This window comes from Hyphomonas sp., from assembly GCF_022844445.1.
Classification (GTDB): Bacteria; Pseudomonadota; Alphaproteobacteria; order Caulobacterales; family Hyphomonadaceae; genus Hyphomonas.
The window spans coordinates 59,489-81,957 of record NZ_JALHLS010000007.1 but is presented as its reverse complement, the minus strand read 5'-3'; the positions used below and the strand labels follow the sequence as shown (position 1 = coordinate 81,957).

19 protein-coding genes and 1 pseudogene are annotated in these 22,469 nt (G+C 62.2%); 12 read left to right on the top strand and 8 right to left on the bottom strand.

Features of this window, described 5'->3' with window-relative positions:
* Positions 1-154 precede the first annotated feature (154 nt).
* Positions 155-436 carry a hypothetical protein gene (locus tag Q0C17_RS09760; protein WP_291205123.1) on the top strand — a complete coding sequence of 94 codons (282 nt, stop codon included), beginning with the start codon at positions 155-157 and terminating at the stop codon, positions 434-436.
* 222 nt (positions 437-658) lie between these two features.
* Here Q0C17_RS09760 and Q0C17_RS09755 read toward each other — a convergent pair whose 3' ends face one another.
* Positions 659-1,291: a hypothetical protein gene (locus tag Q0C17_RS09755; RefSeq protein ID WP_291205118.1), complete on the bottom strand. Its 633-nt coding sequence runs from the start codon at positions 1,289-1,291 to the stop codon at positions 659-661.
* 658 nt (positions 1,292-1,949) lie between these two features.
* Between Q0C17_RS09755 and Q0C17_RS09750 the strand changes: the two genes are divergently transcribed.
* Both Q0C17_RS09750 and Q0C17_RS09745 read left to right on the top strand, forming a co-directional pair.
* Positions 1,950-2,717: a LytTR family DNA-binding domain-containing protein gene (locus tag Q0C17_RS09750; protein ID WP_291205115.1), complete on the top strand. Its 768-nt coding sequence runs from the start codon at positions 1,950-1,952 to the stop codon at positions 2,715-2,717.
* 116 nt (positions 2,718-2,833) lie between these two features.
* A complete protein-coding gene (locus Q0C17_RS09745) occupies positions 2,834-3,508 on the top strand; it encodes an outer membrane beta-barrel protein (RefSeq protein ID WP_291205112.1) in 675 nt (224 codons plus the stop codon).
* A gap of 403 nt (positions 3,509-3,911) precedes the next feature.
* Here Q0C17_RS09745 and Q0C17_RS09740 read toward each other — a convergent pair whose 3' ends face one another.
* From Q0C17_RS09740 to Q0C17_RS09725, 4 genes are all read right to left on the bottom strand, one after another.
* Positions 3,912-7,271 (bottom strand): hypothetical protein, encoded by a 3,360-nt coding sequence (locus Q0C17_RS09740; protein ID WP_291205108.1) that lies wholly within the window; start codon positions 7,269-7,271, stop codon positions 3,912-3,914.
* 39 nt (positions 7,272-7,310) lie between these two features.
* Positions 7,311-8,225: a nucleotidyl transferase AbiEii/AbiGii toxin family protein gene (locus tag Q0C17_RS09735; protein ID WP_291205104.1), complete on the bottom strand. Its 915-nt coding sequence runs from the start codon at positions 8,223-8,225 to the stop codon at positions 7,311-7,313.
* Positions 8,226-8,239: 14 nt separating this feature from the next.
* Positions 8,240-8,887, bottom strand: coding sequence for an AbiEi antitoxin N-terminal domain-containing protein (locus tag Q0C17_RS09730; RefSeq protein ID WP_291205100.1), 648 nt, complete (start codon positions 8,885-8,887; stop codon positions 8,240-8,242).
* Positions 8,888-8,979: 92 nt separating this feature from the next.
* Complete coding sequence (locus tag Q0C17_RS09725) at positions 8,980-9,468, bottom strand: hypothetical protein (RefSeq protein ID WP_291205097.1); 489 nt, start codon at positions 9,466-9,468, stop codon at positions 8,980-8,982.
* Positions 9,469-9,545: 77 nt separating this feature from the next.
* On the opposite strand from Q0C17_RS09725, the gene Q0C17_RS18175 reads away from it, so the two are divergent.
* Entirely contained in the window at positions 9,546-9,782 is a 237-nt protein-coding gene (locus Q0C17_RS18175; RefSeq protein ID WP_366914799.1) for a helix-turn-helix transcriptional regulator, read from the top strand.
* A gap of 19 nt (positions 9,783-9,801) precedes the next feature.
* Here the strand turns inward: Q0C17_RS18175 and Q0C17_RS09720 are convergent.
* The 3 genes and pseudogenes from Q0C17_RS09720 to Q0C17_RS09710 form a co-directional block, all read right to left on the bottom strand.
* Positions 9,802-9,945, bottom strand: a pseudogene (locus Q0C17_RS09720) (IS3 family transposase); the annotation flags it as partial.
* A gap of 79 nt (positions 9,946-10,024) precedes the next feature.
* A complete protein-coding gene (locus Q0C17_RS09715; protein ID WP_291205094.1) occupies positions 10,025-10,399 on the bottom strand; it encodes a response regulator in 375 nt (124 codons plus the stop codon).
* 72 nt (positions 10,400-10,471) lie between these two features.
* Entirely contained in the window at positions 10,472-11,524 is a 1,053-nt protein-coding gene (locus Q0C17_RS09710; RefSeq protein WP_291205091.1) for a sensor histidine kinase, read from the bottom strand.
* A 262-nt stretch (positions 11,525-11,786) separates the two neighbouring features.
* On the opposite strand from Q0C17_RS09710, the gene Q0C17_RS09705 reads away from it, so the two are divergent.
* From Q0C17_RS09705 to Q0C17_RS09670, 8 genes are all read left to right on the top strand, one after another.
* Positions 11,787-12,557: an SDR family oxidoreductase gene (locus Q0C17_RS09705; protein ID WP_291205088.1), complete on the top strand. Its 771-nt coding sequence runs from the start codon at positions 11,787-11,789 to the stop codon at positions 12,555-12,557.
* Positions 12,558-12,644: 87 nt separating this feature from the next.
* Positions 12,645-14,090 carry an amino acid permease gene (locus Q0C17_RS09700; RefSeq protein ID WP_291205086.1) on the top strand — a complete coding sequence of 482 codons (1,446 nt, stop codon included), beginning with the start codon at positions 12,645-12,647 and terminating at the stop codon, positions 14,088-14,090.
* Between the two features lie 190 nt (positions 14,091-14,280).
* Positions 14,281-15,735: a TolC family protein gene (locus tag Q0C17_RS09695; RefSeq protein ID WP_291205083.1), complete on the top strand. Its 1,455-nt coding sequence runs from the start codon at positions 14,281-14,283 to the stop codon at positions 15,733-15,735.
* The gene (locus Q0C17_RS09690) at positions 15,732-16,913 is read left to right on the top strand and encodes an efflux RND transporter periplasmic adaptor subunit (protein WP_291205080.1); all 1,182 of its coding nucleotides are present in this window, start codon (positions 15,732-15,734) and stop codon (positions 16,911-16,913) included. Before Q0C17_RS09695 ends, Q0C17_RS09690 begins: the two co-directional genes overlap by 4 nt.
* Positions 16,914-16,919: 6 nt before the next feature.
* Positions 16,920-20,042, top strand: coding sequence for an efflux RND transporter permease subunit (locus tag Q0C17_RS09685; protein WP_291205077.1), 3,123 nt, complete (start codon positions 16,920-16,922; stop codon positions 20,040-20,042).
* A gap of 117 nt (positions 20,043-20,159) precedes the next feature.
* Positions 20,160-20,681 carry an acyl-CoA thioesterase gene (locus Q0C17_RS09680; RefSeq protein ID WP_291205074.1) on the top strand — a complete coding sequence of 174 codons (522 nt, stop codon included), beginning with the start codon at positions 20,160-20,162 and terminating at the stop codon, positions 20,679-20,681.
* The gene (locus Q0C17_RS09675; RefSeq protein ID WP_291205071.1) at positions 20,678-21,625 is read left to right on the top strand and encodes a nucleoside hydrolase; all 948 of its coding nucleotides are present in this window, start codon (positions 20,678-20,680) and stop codon (positions 21,623-21,625) included. Before Q0C17_RS09680 ends, Q0C17_RS09675 begins: the two co-directional genes overlap by 4 nt.
* Positions 21,622-22,464: a ribokinase gene (locus tag Q0C17_RS09670; protein WP_291205068.1), complete on the top strand. Its 843-nt coding sequence runs from the start codon at positions 21,622-21,624 to the stop codon at positions 22,462-22,464. Before Q0C17_RS09675 ends, Q0C17_RS09670 begins: the two co-directional genes overlap by 4 nt.
* Positions 22,465-22,469: the final 5 nt, after the last annotated feature.

Genomic DNA, 22,469 nt, shown 5'->3' with positions numbered 1-22,469 from the left:
GTGGGCCATTTGGGGCCAGGTTGTCTCCGATCGCCGGCGCTGGCGACCGGCAGCGTTACCTCAGTCCGGTCATTGGGCTTCCTGAGCACAGCCCGGATGGACTTCGCCGAGAACGGTCATTGCGAAAGGATTCGCTCTCAGTAACACTCGTCAGATGAAGCTTGATGCCGGCACGATCGCCACTCTCTGTGCGGGGTTAGCGGCATTCGCCGCTGAGGTGATGTATTTGTGGCGCATTCCTCCGCTTCAGGCTGATTTGGGCATCCAAGTCAGCGGCGTTTTATTGGTTCTGTGGGGAGTTCTTCTCGCCACTGTTTTCGCTGCGAAAGGATTGCGTGCGTGGTGGGTTCTTGCCCTTACTTCGCCAGCGCTTATTGGCCCAGTCCTATTTGTTGCGTTCATCGGCGGCTGCGCATTCTTCGGCGCGTGCCCGTAGCCATCTTCGCTTAGGGCCAAGCCATCTCCTCCAATCGCCTTCGGCGTCCGTCAGAGTCACCTCAGTGCTGTCATTCGGGTACGTCTCCTTCGCCAGGCCGGAGATCGCCGAAAGTTGACACGAGAGGGCCGAGGACGATTGACCGTTATTTAGAGATTCAGGCTTCTTCCACCGGCTCTACCTTGACACCAATCGGAGGATTGGTCGGGGGTCACAGCAGCCTCAAGTCAATCTTTCTTCGTCCAGCCTTTTCAGAAACGGATCTGCAAAACCGGCAAAGTAATCGTGATGTGCCGAAACGAACGCTTCGACAAATTTTCGCGAGTCTGCCTTGCGGCCCATCAAATACAAACAGCAGGCCACTCTTTCGGGATAAGCCCCAAGCATGCCGATACGCTCCTTCAATAGTGGAAGCAGAGATTGGTAATCGGCGATCGCTTCGGCGAATTCGAAACCAACCGTCGCATAAAGCCGCGCAAGGCGGCGCGACTCTGATTCAATGTCAGTCGCCCGAGTAAACTTAAACTCGGATTCACTTGGCGAAATCTCACCAACGTGGCGGGCATAAGTGGCGACCGCCCGATCATATTTTGTAGTGTACTTTCCAACCTTGTATGAAGTCCAAAGCTTTTCTATCGGTTTTACATGCAGCCCGACGAATGGACTTATATGAACAAACTCTGGCGAGAGGCTGGAGTTTAAGCCCACCCAGCAGTGAAACTCTTCCCCTAGCGGCCAATCAACTTTGTCCTTCCTGAAGCGAGTGAATCCCTCGCGTTCCAAAGCATCGCAACACTGGATCACGACTTGTCTTTTGAATGTCAAATCGCATAGGTCGGGACGAGCAGCACTCAATAGCGGTCCTCCTCAAAGCTGTTCATTTTCGTGGGCTGATTCGGAGTGAGGCCAGCATCAGCTGCATTCTTACTTCGGGGAATAACTTCTCTGCCTGCCTTAACATCGGCTTGCACATCTCTTTGGTCTTGGCTGAGCTTTGCATTACCAGTTTTGGTTTCTACGATACCTTTATCCTTCGTTGTAAAGTCGACTACGGCTGACCTGCCCCAGGTTCTTCGAGCCAAAGTCTCGTTGCGTAGCAACCGACCGTTTAGGGCCAAGCTGGCTCCGAGGATCGATTTCGGCGTCCGGCAGGGTCACCTCAGTCCTGTCATTCGCGAGCATCATCGCCGCCAGGCTGCAGTTCGCCGAACTCGGTCACTCGTCCGATTTCGGTTTGGTCGCTCGCGTGCCGGCATAGTCGCAGGCCGCGGCGAGGTCCACGTTCCAAGCTCTAGCCGGCTTCACCAATGTTGTCGCAAGTTTAGACGGCCACAGCGAGCGTCTCAACATCGAGCCAGTCAGTTGCCATTTACGCCCGCTCTGCCAATAGGACTGCATGCTATTCCGTCAAACACGCTTGCAGCAAGCTGCCATCTCTTGGCCTTCGTTCCTTGCCGTTTCAGGCGCCGGGCTAGCGATGCTGTTCACTCTACTCAACCCTGAGTCGTCGCGCATGTTGGAGCCGGTGGAGCGGTGTCTCTATTGGATCGCACACGTCGGCTTGCCGCTCGGGCTGTTGCAGCTATCGCAGCTGGGGGTGTCGCAGCTTCGGCTGACGCGTAGTCTCGCCCCCTGGCAGCAGATCGCCGTCGCGGGCGGTATAGGCGCGGGGCTCTTCGCGCCGGTGGCAGTTGGGCTCGATTGGGCGTTCGGATTGGAGGATAACCCGGGCGAAATGCGCCAGTCGCTGAGCGCATTGGTGATCGACGAAGTCTTTGCGCTGGCCCCGCCGATTATGCTGGTATGGCTAGGGCTGAACGCGGCGCGGACGCTGCGTCTCCCCCAATTGTCACTGTTCGAAGAAGGTCCAGCGGTGGCGCGAGATGTGGAGGTCTCGACCGGCAGCGAGCCACCCGTGAAAGGCCCGGAACGCGCTCCGCCTCGGGCGGCGGACAATGACGTGGACCTACCATTTCTGGCGCGGCTGACGCCCGCATTGGGCCGCGAACTCGTCATGCTCAGCGCCGAGCTCCATTACCTCCGCGTGAAGACGACCCGCGGCGAGGCGCTCATTCTCTATTCGTTCGGAAAGGCCGTGGCGGAACTCGCAGCGTCGGACAAAGGCCTTCAGGTGCACCGCTCGCACTGGGTCGCCAGAGCTCAGGTAGCGGGAGTTCGGATGGAGGAAGGTCGTATGTCCTGCGTGCTGCTTTCGGGCGCAACTGTTCCGGTCTCCCGCAGCCGCCAGGCGGAGGTCGCCGCCAAGTTTCCGAAAGCCTGACCATTCCTGCAAGAACCCCGCCATTGGCGAATCTGTTGCCCCACCGGAGCGCCATTCGTGCAGAAACGCCTCCAGTTGGTGCAAAAGGCCTCCGGCGAGCCTATCGAAGGCTGGACATGAAACGTATCCAACATGCCTCAGAACAAGGAGATGAAGGCATGATTAAACACGAACTGGTCATTATGGCGGCTCTGGCGGCTTACGCAGGTGTGGCTCAAGCTGAAGCCCCGGCGACGGAACCCGGCTTTTACGCTCGCGCCTATGGCGGGCTGTCGACGCTCAATGACAGCGACATCAGCACTGGCGGTGCAAATGCGAACGCCAAGTTCAGCAGCGGGTTGATGGTCGGCGGTGCCGTAGGCTACGACTACGCGGGTCCATGGCGCAGTGAGATCGAGTACACGTATCGGTCGAGCGACGTGGACAGCCTGCCGACCAGCATTGCCCGCGAGGGCGACTACGCCTCAACCGCCATCATGGTGAACGGTCTGTACAGCTTCGGAGCGCTCGGCGCGGTTCAACCCTATGTCGGTGCGGGGGTCGGCTTTGTGACGGAGGTTGATTTCGACCTGACTGGAGGCCCGGCAGCGGGGCAATACTCTGACTCGGGCTTGTTGGCTGGCCAGGGGATTCTGGGTGCGGATCTCGCGCTTGGCCAACGCTGGACAGCATTTGGCGAGGTTCGCGCCTTTTTCATCGACGATCCCAACCTCCCTGGAGCGGCAGGTAGTAAGTTGCAGGCCCAGTATCAGACAATTGACTTTTTGCTTGGTGCGTCTTTGCGCTTTTAGCGCGAGCGAAGTGCACTGAAACTTCAAACTCCGCCCCTTCTCCCTTCCTGGGAGAAGGGTTTGGAAGGGGCGGTCGAGAGGATGCCTTGGAGAATAAGTTACAGCCTCAACCGGCGGCCGTTTGGCCGGGGTTCGGAAGCGATGGTTTCCCTCACAGCCCAAAGAAGTAGTTGGCTCCGGCCTCAGCCTCAGGAACGTTCGTGATCGGCAGGAATGGGCCATGTTGGCTCTGATCGTCATGGGCGGCGACCGGCAGCGTTAATCCAATCGTGTCGTTCGGCGGCGCCGCATGGCCGACGACAGCGGCGCTGGCTTGACTCTCATTCTCGACGCCACGCCGCTGGATAACACAATTGTCCTGATCGAGCCGACGGAAGTAGATCGCTGATTTCTTGATCGAGTCCTACACTTCTTCTTCGGGTCCTTCCGTCAGTTGGGCGTGACGGATTCTATAGGACTGCGTTCGACCGATTTGCACGGCGCGTTGGTATTTGACCGTGAGCGAACCGCGCCACGGATCAGATGCATCGCTCTCGAAATCAACCTTCACCTGCGAACCATCACCGAAATCGCGGAACCGCACTTTCTCAAGCATTGTACGCGATAGAAGATAGCATTCTCCACGGTAGCAAGCGGCTCGATACACGCGAATGTCGTTCAGCGAGAATTCGTAGCCTGGTTCCTCATTGTTTTCGCGATGCACCGTGAGGTCTTCGGGTCGTTTATAGCCTTCTCGGAACTCAGCCCAACGCCATTCATGCAGCCACCGCGGCTCCATGCTACTCGAGATAACAAGGATCGGCTCACCGCCTGCACCACGGATATTGTTTGCACCATTTTTGACGACAGACCAAAACTCTTCGGGTGATGTGCCTATCAGGGTTTCGAACGGGGTGGCCTGCAGCACGTCCCGCCAGATGATGCTCGCCACCTGATCGCGCATCGTCGCGCTCCACCAGCTTTCCTCATTCGAGACGGGTTGCGCCATCTGAGGTTTGGAGAATGCACCCTTTTCCTGATTGAGTGAGCGTAGCGTGAACTCCGTCAGTTCCTCTTGCACCGTCTCGACTGCCGAAAAGACATGGATTGGGAATGCGCCTGTTGCTGCGCTGAATGCCAGTTTCCCGGCTGCCGATGCGACCTCAAGGAGACGCTCGGGATCGATCTCGGCATCCCGGATTGCCTGTAGGCGGTGTGAATCTAGGACCTGAATCGATTGCTCCAGCAACGAGCGAACCGCAGCAAGCCGCGTTTCGAATCCGGTACTTTGTGGATCGGCTAGCAGCGCACCAAGGATCGGCTCCCATTCAACGCGATCAATATCAGCTAATGCCGTTAGCAGAGCACGGAGATATTCCTCCCGCCGCCGCTTCGGGACGTCGTCGCCATCAACGAGCATCCGTCGCAAACCATCACCGACGACCAGCTGGTTGGCTGGGTCGGTAGCGGCCATCATTGCAAGAGCATGCTCAGTGTACAGAGCTGAGAAGCCAAGTCCGCCGCTCGACGAATAGATTCGCATGGAAACCCATGGCTCTTGGCGCAACTCGCCAAGTCGCTCGGCGAGATGATCAAAACGGCTGGCATATGATTTGTCGAACCGCCAGCCTGCACCGACAATACGGAGCAACGCGATCAGAATGCTGCTTGTGTCTGGGGGCTCTGCCTCTCTGACGCTTGAGGCCCCTTGGTCATGCCGGCGACCTGATAGAAGCATGCGAGCCGCGAGCGCCGCAGTACCACTGACACCAAACTCACGGCACCAATGTATGCACACCGTCGCAAGCGCGATGATGTAGTCACGCCAGGCATTGTGGAAGATGCCAGCGTAGACATCTCTCGGAGTCGGGCGCGCATCGGTGGTTGTAATCGGCAATGCTTCAATTTCAGGCCATTCGGCGGAGAACAAGTCGAGTGTAAGCGCTTGGGGTCGTAGCGCCCACCACGTGTGGCCTTGATCTGGCCAATCGCGTTCTGCACGCTCTATCCAGCCGATGAGGAGATCGACAGACCATAGAACGGCAATTCTATCACCGTTCCAGGCGCTTCGACCCACCATTTCGGCCGTGAGCTGAAGATGCCGTATTGAATTGACATTATGCCGGCGGAGTTCAGTCCAGGTCGGTGTTTCGCCTTTTGGCCACCGTAGGATCACATCGAGTAGTCGCTCCCGACCCGCTACGAGGCTGCGCCACGCGCCCGCGTGGTTGGTGCCAAGACGAGTAAGCATAAATGACTCCCCCGGTCCTGGCGTCTGCCCTGCTTCATCCCTGTGCGCGGCTACCGCCCACACCATCAAGTGATGGAACAGGTTGGCGGACACATCGAGGAGTGGCGCAAGAGCGGTGGGAGAAACGGTATCACGGCATTGCGCATAGATATCCGCAGGCAGATAGCAACAACGCGCGAAAAGTTCAGGTTCATCGCCGAGGCGCTCGGTGACCCGCCTTTGTAGGTCGCGGTACTGCGACGCCCATTGCTGTCCGACGCTTTTTGTCCACGTGGATTCGAGTTCGGAAAAGTTGAAGTCGTGATCTGTCGCCTGAGCGATCAGGTACAAGAAGGCATGGAATTCTTTGACTGTCCTGAGCTGAGAACCAAACTCTTCAACTTTCCGAAGATCCGCCAACGTGAGGAGTTCAGTGACCATCTCCTTCAAGACAGTAGACGTATCTGCGTTCTCGGTCGGGAAGCGCGACTTTTTCCGAAAGAGGAATCCGAGGCGAATCGCCGTGCGTCCACCCCAGCCAAGTGGTTCTTGCGATCTAGCGAGTACAGTATCATCCGTGTAGCTCTCGCCCGGGGATACAGGAAACGCTAGACTGACGTCGCTCGCATTTGATGGGCGTTCGGCTGCCTTGAGCCAGGCGAAAGCGACAGGCCGGATGACGCCGAAGCGCACATCGTCGAGGACGTGATCGCGTCGCAGGTCTCGGCTCGCCAGCACGGGGTCTGAGTCCCAAAGCGGTGAGCAATAGATGCTGGCCCGCCCATTTTCGTCGCCGGCAGGAAGATGGCCGTAGGTGCCTGCGTTTCCCCAATTGTTTGCGATCAGTTGTGCGTGGAGTTCGTAGCGCCACGCAACGTTGGCAACATAAGACCAGGTAATCGGATCGCGCTGTGCCGGTTGGACAAATGCGACAGTTCGAAAAAGGAAGAATCCTAACACTGCAATATTCAGAGCGAGCCAGATCAGATTGAGGATTGCGCCTGCGGCAACCACTCTCACAGGAATTATGCCCGCGAGTGGGAGCTGCAATGCGATGACTATGCAAAGAAGCAGCGAACTAATGCCGACAAGGCGGGCGCCGCTTTCGTCGAAGTATATGGTGAGACGCGTCGCAAAAGACGCTCGGCCTTGATTGAGCAAACCAACGAAGGCGATGACAAGCGGAAAGACAAGGCCGATGAACGAAGCTTGCACCCCCAACAATGCCATATTGATGGATTGAAAGTCGCGAAAGTAGTCACGGACCTTGTCGGGAGCAGTCGGACCAGGCAATGGGGCGTACCAAGTCCACACACTCACAATCGCGTACAACGCAGCAATAGCCCCGATTGACACGTATGGATGGGTACCAACAGAACCCATCGCACGACGAATGGCAGGATACCGATGCTCCCGAAGCGGGCGATTGGTCCGGAAGTGACGGTCCACTTTTTGCCGAACGATGCTTTTCAAGGTCTTGTCGAAATACCCGCTTGCCGCACGAGCGAGAAGTACGACCTCAGCAATATTTTCTCGGACTTCTTGCCAGCTCATCCCCTACCCCCAAAAACCTCAGTACCCGTCCGATGTCGTCTATGCGCCAGAAACCCAAGGTCCACCCGGCTGCCACGTCATTCCCATCATGGTGGTGGCCGCTTTGGTTGCCATGAGCGGCGCGACGAATTCCGCAATGAACGCGACCAGTTCAGGGAGTGGCTCGGGCGCAACGGCGATCGTGGTGCGGTTCAAGAACGCTCGCCACAGAGACTGCTTTCCTGCGTCGTTTGAGAAAGTCTTGGTCAGCGCAACAGGCGAGCCTTGGGGAAGCGCCGTGCCGCGGCGCTCGAACGTCGCAGCGACGGCGGTCGCGAGCGTTGGACCATCAAACGCAAATGTCTTCGCGATCACCCAGAGATCGAAGAAGTCTTTCATCCGGCTGTTGCGCATATCGAGCGAGACAAGCGCTTCGAGCTTTTCCGCAACAACAGTCTCTGCCGGATAGGCACGGAGAGACGGCGACGGAAAGCCAAGAAGCGACGGATAATCGACGTCAGATGCGCCGGGCGTCACGGCGTCGCCAAATCCGATATCAATCTGGATCGCCAGGCGCGCGCCGGCGAGCGTAGCCGTCAGCGAGACACGAACACCGCGATAATCCTCATCGTCGCGGACACTCTCCGCACGCACGCTGGCGGCGTCATAGACGACGCCGTCATCATCGACGGCGGCGACGCAGATCGCGGTGAAGATCGCCGCCATGCGTTCCGGCGCAGGATCGCCGTGACCGAGCAGATCAAGGTCGCCGGTGCTGCGATAAGGAACGGGCGCCCAAAGTGAAAACAGCATGGCTCCCTTGAGCACGAATTGATCACGGTAGTCGGTCTGGGCGAGCCGATAGAGGAGACGCTCGATCGCGTAGCGGAGAAAGACACGGTCGACCGCATCGCCTTGTTGCCTGGCGAGGGTGGTCAATCGCGTGCGAACCGAAGCAGCAATGTTGACGGTCATGGTTCAGGCTCCCCCTAGCCCAGAGCTTCGAGATAGGGTCGCATGTAGGTCAGTGCACGGCGGCGTTCAGCGATACGCCAGACTTCATTCAGGTCTACTTTCCGCTGCCGCCGGGCATCGCGAAGGGCTTCGATCGCCACGTCGAGCCCGATTTCGTCCCGTCGTTTGAAACAGTCCACAATCGTCCGTGCCGTGTTGGTGATCTTGACCGGCACGCCGTCGATGACGTGGTCGTCGATCCCGAGCGTCAGTCCGTCACCGTCCACGCGGAACACCCTGAGTTTGACGGGCGTACGTGCCGGAACACGCGCCTTGCGGCCGATATAGACCCATACTTCATGGGGCACCTGGGTCGTCAGGCCATGGAAGCGAAGCGCCGATAGGAGCGCGACCACGGCATGCGGTGTCCGTCGCGAGACCTCGGCAATCGAGGCTTCCGCCGCCATTTCACCGCCGACGCGGCGATAGAGTCCACGATCGGGTTGTTCGAGCTCACCGCTCTGGACGAGACGGCGCAGCGTTTCGCGTGCGATTCCGGCGTCGACAAGATCGCGCGCCCGCAGGAGCGGTGTCTTGTCGAGGAGAGCAAGTGCGCGCTCCGCTTGCGTGAGCGCATCCCCTTTTTTGCTCGATGAGCGGAGTGTGTGAGGTGTTTGTGACATAATGTCGGCATAACTAGCACAAACGCCGACGATTCGTCACTAGTAAAAGTGACGCTGGACAGTAAACTCAGATCCTGGCGTCAGAAATCCTGTCAGCTTCCGTGCAGCGCGCGGTAGTCGCGGAGAATGCTGGCGATGAGGAGATGGGCCTCTTCGTTCTCATCAGGACAGACCTCGATCAGCGCCACCGCAAGCTTTCCGCAGATGCCGCGCGACGAAGTCGCGAACATCCCCGGTAGAGACGCAAGGACCGCTCGATTCCTGTCACCAAGGATATCGATACTTTGGTCAAGATTATCCATCTCCTGCTTCTCGGCGAACTGATTGCGCTCCTCGCCCGAAAGCTTTGGCCAATTGTGCAATCTGAAGAGCCGGGTTTCGAGCTGCTGCCACCGCCTGATCAGGCGTTCGCGTTCAGAATAGTCGGCGAGCCAGGCCTCACATGCATGTGCAACCTGATCTGCACCCAGGTTGACGAACAGCGGTGCCGCAGTCGCTCCAAGAACCAGCCTTCGCGTAGGCCCTTGCTTGCGCGCACCTTCGTTCGCCGCTCCATCAGAACGTCGAGACATTTTCCGCACCTTTGAGTATGCTGTGAGAGAGAATGTATCACATGCGCCAAGAGCGTGCAACAAAAAAACGCACATGAGTTATAATAATGCTTACATCAGGCCAGATAAGGGCAGCGCGGGCATTGCTCGATTGGAGTCAGCAGAAGCTCGCAGACGAGAGCGGAGTGTCGCTCGCCACAATCAGGCGCATTGAAAGTGATCGCGGTCCGGATCGCAGCACCGGACCTAACTTGGATGCAATCCAACGAGCACTCGAGGTTGGCGGTGTCGCTTTTATCGCGAAGGATCAAAAGGGTGGCGCCGGCGCAAGAATGAAGAGTTGAGTTGTGCACGGACGGTCGGCATGCCGCCGAACTTCGTCTTCCTGCCGTAGACGGCGGCCGATAACTTCCCGGACTTCCGGCAAAGATCCGCGACGGTCACCGCCGCCTCTTTCTCCTGCAGCATCTCAATTATCTTCTCTTCTGAACCGCGTGAACGCTTCATAAGTTAGGCGGTTCTCCTGAAGACCTGTTCTTGGCTTCAATTGGAGGCGCAATTGCGGTTCACAGTAGCAGGGCCGCCTTCAGCTCGCTTCCGCCAGCAGGAGCGCCATGGCATCGGTGATGGCGTGGTCGTCATAAGGCTTGGCGAAAAACCGGCTCCCCGCAGGCAGGCTGCTCTCCTCGAGGATCGCATTGCCCGATGCTACCAGTAGCCTTACCGGCGGCCAGCGCCCGCGGATATAGTTGGCCAGCTTGATACCATCCATCGTGCCCGGCATCTGGACGTCGGTGAACACCAGATCGATATCGAGCCGCGCCTCAAGGATGCGGATCGCCTCGTCGGCATCGCGCGCGTCCAGCGCCTCATACCCGGCCGACAGCACGAGGTCGATGGCGCCCATCCTGATCAGCATTTCATCCTCGACGATAAGGACGACAGCCTTGCCGTTTCTCATGGAATATTCCGGTCACGGATAAAGTTTCTCAGAAGTCTAAGAAGGAATAGCGTTTCAGAAGTCATACGGTTCCTAGACTGCGTCAGAAAGCATGTTTTTGCTATTTGCATTCTCGCGGTGCCGGATCGTCACCGCCGTGCCGGGACCGGCATTGCTTACTTCGATCTCGCCCAGCAGATTCTTTGACAACGCTTCGACGATGCCTGTTCCAAGGCCTGCCTTCGGCGCATCCTTGCCTTCCGGCATGCCGATGCCGTTGTCGGTCACCGACAGGGTCCAGTCATCCCCTGCCGCGTGATAATCGATCAGGATCACGCCGGAGGGCTGGTCGGGAAAGGCATGTTTCAGGGCGTTGATCACCAGCTCCGTGACGATCAGACCCAAGCTGACAGAGACATCCGGGCCGACCGTACTGTCGTCGACATTGACCGAGATCGAGAGCTTGTCGGGGTCCTCGATCATCGAGGCGCCCAGGCTCTGGGCCAGCTGCGTCAGGTAAGCGCGCAGGTCCACAGGCCCGCTCTTCGTTGTCGAGAGCTGGCGTTGCAGCGCCGCGATCGACATGACGCGGCTATGGGCATTCCTGAGATGCCCGCGCACCTCCTCAGACTGCACCCGGCGCGCGCTCTGCATCAGCACGCTCGCAATGATCTGCAGGCTGTTGGCCACGCGGTGCTGGACTTCCTGCAACAGGATCGCATTCCTGCGGACAAGTTCATCCTTCATCCGCGCCTCGGCGCGCGCCTCCGTCACGTCGTTGACCGCCATCAGCACCCGGACGCGGCTCCTGTCGCCATCGTCCAGTGTCCGCGCATTAACGATGAGATTGCGCACGCCCTGGCCAGGTCTGCGCAGGTCGATCTCATACGCTTCGATCTGCGCACTGCCCGACGCGGTCGCTGCCAGAAGCGAGGCCAGATTCGGCATGTCCCACTCCCCGTTTCCAAGTTCCCGGACGTGCTTGCGGGTTACGTTCCTGGAATCGATGTCGAAAGCCCGGCAGAAGGACGCGCTCGCCGCGATCACTTTCTGGTCCTCTGAAAGAAGGAGCAGCGGTTCGTTCGACGAGACGACAACAGCCAGCGTGCTCGCAGCTTCCATTTGCTCGGTCGGGATCTGTTCCATGGTCAGACCCTCAAGGTCCGAGGGCTCATTGCATGAGCCCGCTACCGGCTGAAATGCCGGTGATCTTGGCGGAATGCCAGATGTTCCTCTCAGGCTATCATGCTACCCGCGGAACCCGGCATGTTAAATGGGACGAGACCGTTGGCTGCGCCCAAGTGCCTCAAAGCGGCGCGCCCAGATCCCTCGCCGGGGCGCCTGACTGGACTCGCCGCCGTTTACCTCCAGAATGGGCCATCACAAAAACAGGAAGGAAACGACATCCATGGATCTCCAGCTCAAGGGCAAGAACGCCCTCATCCTCGGCGGCACGCGCGGTATCGGCCGCGCCATCGCCGACACGCTCGCAAAAGAGGGCGCGAATGTCGGCGTCTGCGCGCGCAATGCAGATCAGGTCGCGGCGGCCGTGGCAGAGCTCAAAGCCCTCGGCGTAAAAGCCACGGGCGCTTCGGTGGACGTTACAGACGGCCCTGCCCTGCAAGCCTGGATCAAGTCCGCTGCCGGCGAGCTGGGGGGGCTGGACCTTCTGATCTCCAATGCCGGCGCCATGGCGCAGGGCAATGATGTCGCCGCCTGGGAGCAGAACTTCAAGCTCGACGTGCTCGCTGCCGTCAATGCCTTCGAGGCCGCCCAGCCCCTTCTCGCCAAGGGCGCCGAAGCCTCGGGCGATGCGGCTTTCGTCATCATCTCCTCGGTTTCCGCCGCGCAGGCCGACCGCGCTGACAGTTACGGCCCGATCAAGGCCGCGCTCATTCACATGGCCAAGGGCCTCGCCCGCCAGTACGCCAAGGCGCGCATCCGCGTGAACGTGGTCTCCCCCGGCATGGTCTTCTTCGAAGGCGGCGTCTGGGACACGGTGAAAAAGAACGCGCCGGACTTCTTCGCCGCGGCCAACGCCCGCAACCCCACCGGCCGCTGCGCGACGGCCCAGGAGATTGCGGACGCCGCCGTCTTCCTCGCCTCGCCCCGCTCCAGCTACACGACCGGCTCCAACCTGGTCGTTGACGGCGCCGTCTCGAGCCGCGTCAACTTCTAGGGGTTCGGCAGGCCCGAGAAACAGAGTTCCCATCCGGCGGCGCCACACTAAGGTGGCGCCAGCCACGGGCGGCGGGGAACAAAGCGCATGTCATTCATCACGCGGCGGCGGTCGATCGACACGATCACAACCTTCGAGCACGGCACCCGCCTGAAGCCCACGCTCAGCTGGCCGCACCTGATCGCCCTCGGCGTCGGCGCCATCGTCGGCACCGGCATCTATACGCTGATCGGCGTCGGCGCGGCCAAGGCCGGCCCGGCCGTGATGCTGTCCTTTCTGATCGCAGGCGGGGTCTGCGTCTTCGCGGCCCTCGCCTATGCTGAACTCGCGACGATGATCCCCGCCTCCGGGAGCGCCTATACCTACAGCTACGCCGCCCTCGGCGAAGGCCTCGCCTGGATCATCGGATGGAGCCTGATCCTCGAGTATTCGCTCGTCGTCTCGGCGGTGGCCGTCGGCTGGTCCGGCTACTTCAACGGCTTTCTGGACAGCATCGGCTGGGGCCTGCCCGACTACCTCACGAGCGGCCCTTTCGGCACTGACACGCCTGGCCTCGTCAACCTGCCCGCCGTCGGCATTGTCGGCGTCGTTGCCGGCCTCCTCATGTTCGGCATGCGCGAGAGCGCCACCATCAATGCCGTGCTCGTGGTCGTAAAGGTCGCCGCACTCGCCGCTTTCGTCGCCATCGCCGCGCCGCACTTCGATCCGGCCAACCTGTCGCCCTTCATGCCTTACGGCTTCGGCAAGAACGAGATCAACGTGAACGGCGAGGCTGTCTCGGTCGGCGTGATGGCCGCCGCGGCCATCATCTTCTTCGCCTTCTACGGCTTCGACGCCGTCTCCACCGCCGCCGAGGAGACGAAGAACCCGGGACGCGACCTGACCATCGGTATCGTTGGCTCGATGCTGGTCTGCGTCCTGATCTACCTCGCCGTCGCCGCTGCCGCGATCGGTGCCATGCCGTTCCTGGAATTTGCGGCCTCGGGCGAACCCCTCGCCCATATCGCCCGCACCCTCGGCAGCGACCTTGCCGCCACCGTCATCGCCGGCGCCGCCATCGTCGCCCTGCCGACGGTGCTGCTCGCCTTCATGTACGGCCAGAGCCGCATCTTCTTCGTCATGGCACGGGACGGCATGCTGCCCCGCCGCCTTGCCCGGGTCAGCGAGAAGCGCGGCACACCGGTGCTGATGACCGCCGTCACTGCCCTCCTGATGGCGGTGATTGCCGGCCTCTTCAGCCTCGGGGAACTCGCTGCCCTGGCGAATGCGGGCACGCTGGCGGCGTTCATTGCCGTGGGCGCCAGTCTCATCGTCCTTCGCGTGCAGCAGCCGCAGCGCGCCCGCCTGTTCAAGGCGCCGCTCTGGCCGCTGGTCGGCGCAGGCTGCATTGCGGGCTGCCTCTACCTCTTCGTCAGCCTGCCCGTATCCACCCAGGTGAACTTCTTCATCTGGAACGGCGCCGGACTGGTGCTCTACTTGCTCTTTGCCCGCCGCAACACGCGCCTGGCCAGGGGCGAGGAAGTCCCGGCCTGATCCATCCCGAACCCGTAAACAGTCCGGATTCGCCTGTTTCAGCGGGAAAATCACAGTGACGGCAAAATAAACAGGCCCGAACCGACGGACTTCCGCCCCGAAAGCGTTTATGCTCCTAAAAAGGGGCTGAACAGGCCCAGGCCGTGCATTGGCTTGATCGGTAAGGTTCTGCGTCTATCTGTCGAGGCAAATGACAACGTTTTCTCCCACCCGGCCGGCTCGCCTTGCGGGCATCGCGCTTGCCGCCCTCATGGCTGCAGCATGCGCCGGCGTGCCGGAAGCGCCCGTCACTGCAGCGGCCAGGGTCGATTCCGGCGCAGCCTTCCCGTCCCTGTCCGGCGGCGGCGCCCCAAGCGCGGATTGGTGGACCGGGTTTGACGATCCCGAGCTGCAGCGCCTCGTCGAGGCCGCCCTGACAGCCTCGCCCGTGCTGCGCGGCGCCGACTATTCCGTTGCCGAAGCCGAAGCCCTGCTGCGCCTTGCCCTCCTCGGCCGCAGTCCCACCCTCTCCTCTTCCGCCAGCGCCAGCGCCAGCCGCCCGGTTGGCGGCGCCGACAATTTCGAAGCCGGCGCAGATTTCGGCCTTGCCTCCGGCTGGGAATTCGACGCGTTCGGGCGCATCGGCGCGGCCATCGAAGCGGCCCGGTATGACGAGACCGCCGCCCGCGAACTGCGCCGCGATTTGGCCGTCTCCATCGCGTCGGAAACCGCCCTCGCCTATATCGACCTGCGCAGCGCCGAGGCGCGCCTCGCTGTCGCCGAGGCCAACGCCGCGGCGCAGCAGGAGAGCCTCGATCTCGTGCGTACGCTGTTCGACAACGGCCGCGCCAACGAACTCGACCTCAACCGCTCCGAGACGCAGTACCGCACCACCCTCTCCTCCCTGCCGACCTTCCGGGCGACCATTGCGGCCTCGCGCAATCGTCTCGCTGCCCTGACCGGCTCCGCCGCCACCCAACCGGCCCTGACCGCCAGTCTCGACGGCACCCGCATCGCCCGCGTGCCGCGCCTCACGGCGCCGCTGACCGCCGGCGCGCCGGAAGAGATGCTGCGCCGCCGCCCCGACGTGCGCCTCGCCGAAGCCCGCATCGGCGCTGCGCTGGCGCTTGGCGACGTGGCCCGCGCCAACCTTTTCCCGCGCATCACGCTCAATGCCAGCCTGCTCGGGATCATTTCCGACACCGGCGTCGCCTTCAACGAAGACTCCATCGGCCTCTCCTTTGGCCCGTCGATCAGCTGGGCCGGCCCGGACCTGCGCCGCGTCTACGCCCAGATCGATGTCAGCGATGCCCGCACGCTCGGCACTGTCGCTGACTATGAGGCGACCGTCCTCGACGCGCTCTCCGAAACCGAGACGACACTGTCGAACTACCTCACCGAGCGCGAGCGCCGCGCCGACCTGGAAGCCGCCCTCACCGCCGCACGCCGCTCCTTCGAACTCGCCCGGATGCGCTTCCAGGAAGGCCTCGACTCGTCCCTCGATGTGCTCGACGCACAACGCACCCTGCTGTCAGCCGAAGACCAGCTTGCCGTCAACGAAGCCGAAATCGCCCGCCGCGCCGTCCGCGCCTATCGCAGCCTCGGCGGCATCTGGACGGACGAAGAACTCGCCGCCTTCAGGGCGCAGCAGGAAGAAAATCCATGACGAAGAGCACACTCGCAGGCTCCATCATGCGCGGCTTGGGCGTTGTCTCCGTTCTGGGCCTCCTCGGCGCAGCGGGCTACTTCTACGGGATCCCCGCGCTGACACAGCATGACACGGTCGTTGCGGCCCGCGGCCCCGGCGCGGGCGGCGGCGGACCGCCCCCGGCCAGCGTATTCGCCGAACCCGTCCGTACCGAGATGTTCGCCAACCGCGTCGAAGCCATCGGTACGCTGGAAGCCAACGAACGTGCCGACCTGACGCTCTCCGCATCCGACCGCGTCACCGCCGTCTATTTCGAGGATGGCGAGCGCGTAAAAGCGGGCAAGACGCTTGTCTCGCTGGCCCAGCGCGAGCAGACCGCGCTCGTTGAAGGCGCCGAAGCCGAACTCGCCCAGGCCAATCAGGAACTCGCCCGGCTGGAGCCGTTGACGGCGCAGGGCGCCGTCTCACAGGCCGAACTCGATGTCGCCCGCCGCAATGCCAACGCCGCGGCGGCCCAGCTGCGCGCGGTCCAGTCGCGCCAGCGCGACCGCGTCCTGGTTGCCCCGTTCGACGGCGTGCTCGGCTTCCGCAAGGTCTCCGTCGGCTCTCTCATACGCCCGGGCGATGTCGTGGCCACCCTGATCGACGACAGCGTCATGCGTCTCGATTTTGCGGTACCGTCGATCTTCCTAACAAGCCTCCAGCCCGGCCTTGAAATCGAAGCCCGCTCGGCCGACATCCCGGGTCGCACCTTCAAGGGCATCGTCGACAGTATCAACAACACCATTGACCCCGTCACCCGGTCGGTCCGTGTGCGCGCGATGATCCCCAACGATGACGGGCTCCTGAAAGCCGGCATGTTCGCGGCCGTCACATTGCTGGCCGAGCCGCGCGAAGCGCTCTCCGTGCCGGAAGGCGCGCTGACGCCGCTGGGCCCGGACACCTATGTCTGGGTCGTCGCTGACGGCGACCAGGGACCGGTGGCCAACCGCGTGAAGATCGATGTTGGCCTGCGCCAGAACGGCCGCGTCGAAGTGCTGAGCGGCCTCGGGCCAGATCAGCGGGTCGTCACCGAAGGCGCCCTGCGCCTGCGCGAAGGCGCCCCGATCAAGCTACAGGACGAAGCTGTCCTCAAGCCATCACTGGCAGGGTCACCAGGCGGAGGCGGAGAGCCGTCTGCGGCAAACCGGGAGTAGGCCGCCATGCTGTTGTCGGATACCTCGATCAAGCGGCCGGTCTTCGCATCGGTCCTTGCGCTGATCATCATCGTGTTCGGGCTCGTGTCTTTCACACGCCTTGCCCTGCGCGAGTATCCGGACATCGATCCCCCGGTGGTCTCGATCTCGACCAATTATCCGGGCGCCTCAGCCTCGGTTATCGAGACGCGCATCACCCAGATCATCGAAGACCGCATCGCCGGTGTCGAAGGCGTGCGCTTCATCAACTCGCGTTCTTCCGACGGCCGCTCCAACATCTCGATCGAATTCCGTGTCGACCGGGATATTGAATCGGCCGCCAACGACGTGCGCGACCGCGTGTCCGGCATCGTAGACCTGCTGCCCGACGAAGCCGACCCGCCGGAAGTCGAGAAGGCCGACGCCGATGATGACGTGATTCTCTGGATGAACCTCGCCAGCGAAAAGCTCGCGACACCGGAACTCACCGATTATGCCAACCGCTACCTCGTTGACCGCTTCTCCTCACTGGACGGCGTTGCCCGCGTCCAGGTGGGCGGCGCGCGCGACTATGCCATGCGGGTCTGGATCGACCGGCGCGCCCTTGCCGCGCGCGGCCTCGTCGCCGCCGACATCGAGCGCGCGCTGCGCTCCGAAAACATCGAGGCGCCTGCCGGCAACCTCGAAGCCGGCGACCTTTATTATACGATGCGCATCGACCGCGCCTTCCGCACGGTGGACGACTTTGCCGGCCTCGTGATCGCCCAGGGCGAAGGCTATCTCGTCCGTCTCGGCGACGTTGCCCGTGTCGAGCGCGGCACCGTGGATGATCGCACGACCTTCCGCGGCAATGGCCAGCCAATGGTCGGCCTCGGCATCGTCAAGCAGTCCACCGCCAATACCGTGGATGTTGCGCAGGCCGCCAAGGATCTCGCTGACGAACTCAACACCACCTTGCCGGACGGCATGCAGATCTACCGCGCCTTCGACAGCTCGGTCTTCATCGAAGCCTCAATCCGGGAAGTCTGGCTGACGCTCGGCATCGCTGTGGCCCTCGTTACCGTCATCATCTTCCTTTTCCTCGGCAGTTTCCGCTCCACGCTGATCCCGGCTGTCACCGTGCCGGTCTCGGTGATCGGCACGTTCATCATCCTGCTCGTGCTCGGCCTGTCGCTGAACCTCCTCACGCTGCTTGCGCTCGTGCTCGCCATCGGGCTGATCGTGGACGACGCCATCGTGGTGCTCGAAAACATCCACCGGCGCATGGAAGAGCTCGGTGAAACGCCGCTCGTCGCCGCCTATAACGGCACGCGCCAGGTCGGCTTTGCCGTTGTCGCCACCACGCTCGTGCTCATGGCCGTGTTCATCCCGATCACGTTCATGCAGGGCAATACCGGGCGCCTGTTCACCGAGTTTGCGGTCGCCATTGCGGGTTCTGTCGCCATCTCCGGATTCGTCGCGCTGACCCTGTCGCCGATGCTGGCCTCCAAGATCCTGAAACCCCACGGCGAATCGCGCAAGGGTCCCTTGGCCGTCATCCCCAACCTGATCGACAGTGTATTTGACCGGATCAAGTGGCTCTACAGCAAGATCTTCGATCTCGTGGTCAAATCGCCGATCTTCCTGATCGCCGGCCTCCTCGCCGCCTTTGGATCGATCTGGTTCCTGTTCCAGACGCTCGGACAGGAATACACGCCGCGCGAGGACCGTGGCAGCTTCTTCGTGACCGTGCGAGGCCCGGAAGGCGCCTCCTTCGAGTACATGTCGAAATACCTCGACGAGATAGAGCGGCGCCTCCTTCCGTATACGGAATCCGGCGAGATCAGCCGACTGCTCGTCCGCGCCCCGGGCTTTGGCTCCAATGCCTACAACCAGGGCAACGTCGTCGCCGTGCTGGCCGAATGGGGCGACCGGCGCCCTGCCGATGAGGTGATCAACGAGATCAACGGCAAGCTCTCCGACCTGCCCGGCATCCGCGCCTTCGCGATCATGCGCCAGGGCCTTGCCGGCGGCGGCGGCAAGCCGGTCCAGTTCGTCATCGGCGGCCCCTCCTACGAACAGGTCGTGGAATGGCGCGACACCTTCGTCGCGGCTCTCGAAGCGAACAATCCCGGCATCACAGACGTCGACTGGGACTATAAGGAAACCCAGCCGCAGTACCGGATACAGATCAATTACCAGCGTGCCTCCGACCTCGGCGTGACCGTCTCCGAAATCGGATCGACCCTGCAGACCATGCTCGGCTCGCGCCGGGTGACGACCTATATCGACAATGGCGAAGAGTATGACGTCATCCTCGAGGGCCTGCGTTCGGAACAGTCGACACCCAACGACGTCCAGAACATCTATGTGCGCTCAGCCCGCTCCGGCGAACTCGTCCCCCTCGCCAGCGTCGTCACCATCGTGCCGTTCGCCGACAGCCCGACGCTGAACCGGTACAACCGCGTACGCGCCATCACCATTGATGCCAACCTCGCGCCCGGCGTGAACCTCGGCGCCGCTCTTGATGGGATGGAGCGGGTCGCCCGGGACGTGCTGCCGGAGGAAGCCCAGATCGACTTCAAGGGCCAGTCGCTCGAGTTCCGCTCCGCCGGCTCGTCCATCCTCTTCGTCTTCGGCCTCGGCCTTCTGATCGTCTTCCTCGTACTCGCTGCGCAGTTCGAAAGCTGGGTCCACCCGCTGATCATCATGCTGTGCGTGCCGGCGACGCTCGCCGGCGGCATGATGGGCCTGTGGCTGACCGGCCAGACGTTGAATATCTATACCCAGATCGGTCTTATCATGCTCGTGGGACTGGCGGCCAAGAACGGGATTCTCGTGGTCGAGTTCGCCAACCAGCTGCGCGACCAGGGCAAGGAATTCGACGTCGCGCTCAAGGAAGCCGCCCTCGCCCGATTCCGTCCGATCCTGATGACCGGGATGACAACGGCCGCCGGCGCCCTGCCTCTGATCTTCACCCACGGGGCCGGTGCCGAAACGCGCACTGCCATCGGCATCGTCATCTTCTTCGGCGCGATTGCCGCCGTGACGGTGGCCCTCCTGGTTGTCCCGGCCGCCTACAACCTCCTCGCCCGCGGCACCGGGTCGCCCGGAGACGTTACCCGAAAGCTTGAAGCCGAGACCGAAGCGCTGGCGCAGCCGGCAGAGTAAACCGCCACCGCTTAGCGTGATGGCTAATTTATCCGGCACGGCGCTTGAAAGCGTCTGCGGCGCTCCGCATACATAGGCGCTGACAAACAGGGCTGCGGAAAACAGCCGGACCCGCTCATGAACCTCTTCTTCCGATTCCTCAGGGTCTTTCTTCCTGCCTTCTTCTCGAAGGTGAAGACCGGCCTCCTCGACCTGCATATCGTGCGCTCCGCCGTCTGGCTTGGTGACCAGGACCCGATGGGCCACATGACCAATTCGCGCTATTCCTCGTTCACCGATCTCGGCACGATGAATTTCATGGGCCGCACCGGCGCCCTGAAGACCTATCGCAAGCGCGGCTGGATCCCGATCGTCCAGTACGAATCGTTCAATTACATCCGTATGCTGCGCTATCCGCAGAAGTTCGAACTGCACACGCGCCTTGCCGGGTGGGAGGACTGTTTCATCTGCTTCGAGCATAAGTTCATCTCGAAAGGTCAGGTCTGCGCGACCAGTCGGATGGTCGCGCGCCTCTACGGCCGCAAGAAAGCAAAGGTGACCGCGGACATGGCGATGGAAGCCCTCGGCGTGAAATATGAAAGCCCCCCGCTCGACGAGCACTACAAGCGCATCATCGCCGAGCTGCAGGCCCGCGGATGACAGCCTCGTCCAGGTCTGGGCCCCTGCCCCTCATCATCGACTGCGACCCCGGCATCGACGATGCCGTCATGCTGATGATCGCCCTCATGTCTCCGAAGCTTGAGGTGGGCGCCATCACCGCTGTCGCCGGAAACGTGCCCCTGCGCCTCACCAGCCGCAACGCCCGCATGATCTGTGAACGGATGGGCCGCCCGGACGTGCCCGTCTACGCAGGCTGTCCCCGCCCGATCCTGCGCAAGCCCGTCACGGCGGAAGACTTCCACGGTGAGAGCGGCATCGAAGGTATCGAGATATTCCAGCCGAAAGCCCCGCTCGCGTCCGGCCACGCTGTCAGCGAACTGATCGCGCGCCTCTGTGCCGCCAAGCCCGCCAGCCAGACGGTCATTCTCTCCGGCCCAATGACCAATCTCGCCGCCGCCCTTGTCATGGCGCCGGAGATCGCCGCAAAGATCGGCCACCTTGTCGTCATGGCCGGCGGCGACCAGATCGGCGGCAACATCACGCCTTTTGCGGAGTTCAACGTCTTCGCCGACCCTCACGCCGCCGCCATCGTGTTCGACGCAGGTATTCGCACCACGGTGCTCAGTCTCGATGTCACCCACACTGTGCGCGCCGAAGCAGGCCGCCTCGCGGCCCTCGCCTCCATTCCAGGCACTGAGGCGAAGATGATGGTCGACCTGCTCGCCGCCGGCAACAAGCTGGAAGCGCGCTGGAAGAACGGCCAGATGGCGCCGATGCATGATCCGTCTACGGTCGTTTACCTGCTCGCACCTGAAATCTTCGAGGTGAAGCCCTGCCGCGTCAGCGTCGTCACGCGCCCCGGCGCCCAGTTCGGCCGCACCAGGGTGAAAGATGCGAGGCGCGGCCCCCATTCCTGGGTCACTGCCGCCGACGCCGATGCCTTCTTCGGCGTCATCGAAGACCTTCTGAAAGCCCGCGCATGATCACCGTTATCGGCTCCGTCAATCTCGACCTCGTCGCCTCCGGCGCCCCGCTGCCGCATCCCGGCGAGACCGTCACCGGCGCGCGCCTCGCGCGTTATCCGGGCGGCAAGGGCGCCAACCAGGCGCTCGCCGCCGCGCGTCTAGGGCACAAGGTACGCCTCGTCGCCGCCGTCGGCAATGACGACATGGCCGAGGAAGCGCTGAAGCTGCTGCGCAGTGGCGGCGTCGATCTTTCCGCCACGCAGTATCTCAACGGCGAGACCACCGGCGTCGCGCTGATCGCTGTCTCGCCGGAAGGCGAAAACCTGATCGTCGTCTGTCCGGGAGCGAATAATGCGCTTGGACCGGATGATGTCGCCGGCGCACCGATCGAACACATGCTCGGCGTGCTTGAAGTCCCCGTCCCTGCCCTCCTCGCCGCCGCGCAGCGCGCCACTGGCCTGGTCGCGCTGAACCTGGCCCCGGCCCTGCCGGTGCCGGACGCGCTGCTCGCCGAGGCAGACCTCCTCGTCGTCAACGAGACCGAGGCAGCCTTCTATGGCGACGCGCTGCACGCCCCCGGCCGCCTGGTTGCCATCTCCCTCGGCAGCGAGGGCGCCGAACTGTGGAAAGACGGCAGACGGATCGCTTCGGCCCGGCCCCCGCACGTGCGCGTCGTCGACACCGTCGGCGCCGGCGACACCTTCTTCGCCGCCCTCGCCGCCGCGCTCATCGAGGGCCTGGAAGAAGCCGCCGCCCTTACCTTCGCGGTGACAGCCGGCGCCCTTACGTGCACCCGGCCCGGCGCCCAGCCCAGTCTCCCCCAACGCGCGGAAGTCGACGCGCTACTCAAGACATAAGCTGG

Coding starts and splice junctions, on each gene's coding strand:
- Q0C17_RS09685 (WP_291205077.1), top strand. CDS start 16,920: ATGCTGTTGTCGGATACCTCGATCAAGCGGCCGGTCTTCGCATCGGTC.
- Q0C17_RS09705 (WP_291205088.1), top strand. CDS start 11,787: ATGGATCTCCAGCTCAAGGGCAAGAACGCCCTCATCCTCGGCGGCACG.
- Q0C17_RS09710 (WP_291205091.1), bottom strand. CDS start 11,524: ATGGAACAGATCCCGACCGAGCAAATGGAAGCTGCGAGCACGCTGGCT.
- Q0C17_RS09730 (WP_291205100.1), bottom strand. CDS start 8,887: ATGTCACAAACACCTCACACACTCCGCTCATCGAGCAAAAAAGGGGAT.
- Q0C17_RS09675 (WP_291205071.1), top strand. CDS start 20,678: ATGACAGCCTCGTCCAGGTCTGGGCCCCTGCCCCTCATCATCGACTGC.
- Q0C17_RS09740 (WP_291205108.1), bottom strand. CDS start 7,271: ATGAGCTGGCAAGAAGTCCGAGAAAATATTGCTGAGGTCGTACTTCTC.
- Q0C17_RS09700 (WP_291205086.1), top strand. CDS start 12,645: ATGTCATTCATCACGCGGCGGCGGTCGATCGACACGATCACAACCTTC.
- Q0C17_RS18175 (WP_366914799.1), top strand. CDS start 9,546: ATGCTTACATCAGGCCAGATAAGGGCAGCGCGGGCATTGCTCGATTGG.
- Q0C17_RS09750 (WP_291205115.1), top strand. CDS start 1,950: ATGTTGGAGCCGGTGGAGCGGTGTCTCTATTGGATCGCACACGTCGGC.
- Q0C17_RS09715 (WP_291205094.1), bottom strand. CDS start 10,399: ATGAGAAACGGCAAGGCTGTCGTCCTTATCGTCGAGGATGAAATGCTG.
- Q0C17_RS09745 (WP_291205112.1), top strand. CDS start 2,834: ATGAAACGTATCCAACATGCCTCAGAACAAGGAGATGAAGGCATGATT.
- Q0C17_RS09690 (WP_291205080.1), top strand. CDS start 15,732: ATGACGAAGAGCACACTCGCAGGCTCCATCATGCGCGGCTTGGGCGTT.
- Q0C17_RS09760 (WP_291205123.1), top strand. CDS start 155: ATGAAGCTTGATGCCGGCACGATCGCCACTCTCTGTGCGGGGTTAGCG.
- Q0C17_RS09670 (WP_291205068.1), top strand. CDS start 21,622: ATGATCACCGTTATCGGCTCCGTCAATCTCGACCTCGTCGCCTCCGGC.
- Q0C17_RS09695 (WP_291205083.1), top strand. CDS start 14,281: ATGACAACGTTTTCTCCCACCCGGCCGGCTCGCCTTGCGGGCATCGCG.
- Q0C17_RS09680 (WP_291205074.1), top strand. CDS start 20,160: ATGAACCTCTTCTTCCGATTCCTCAGGGTCTTTCTTCCTGCCTTCTTC.
- Q0C17_RS09735 (WP_291205104.1), bottom strand. CDS start 8,225: ATGACCGTCAACATTGCTGCTTCGGTTCGCACGCGATTGACCACCCTC.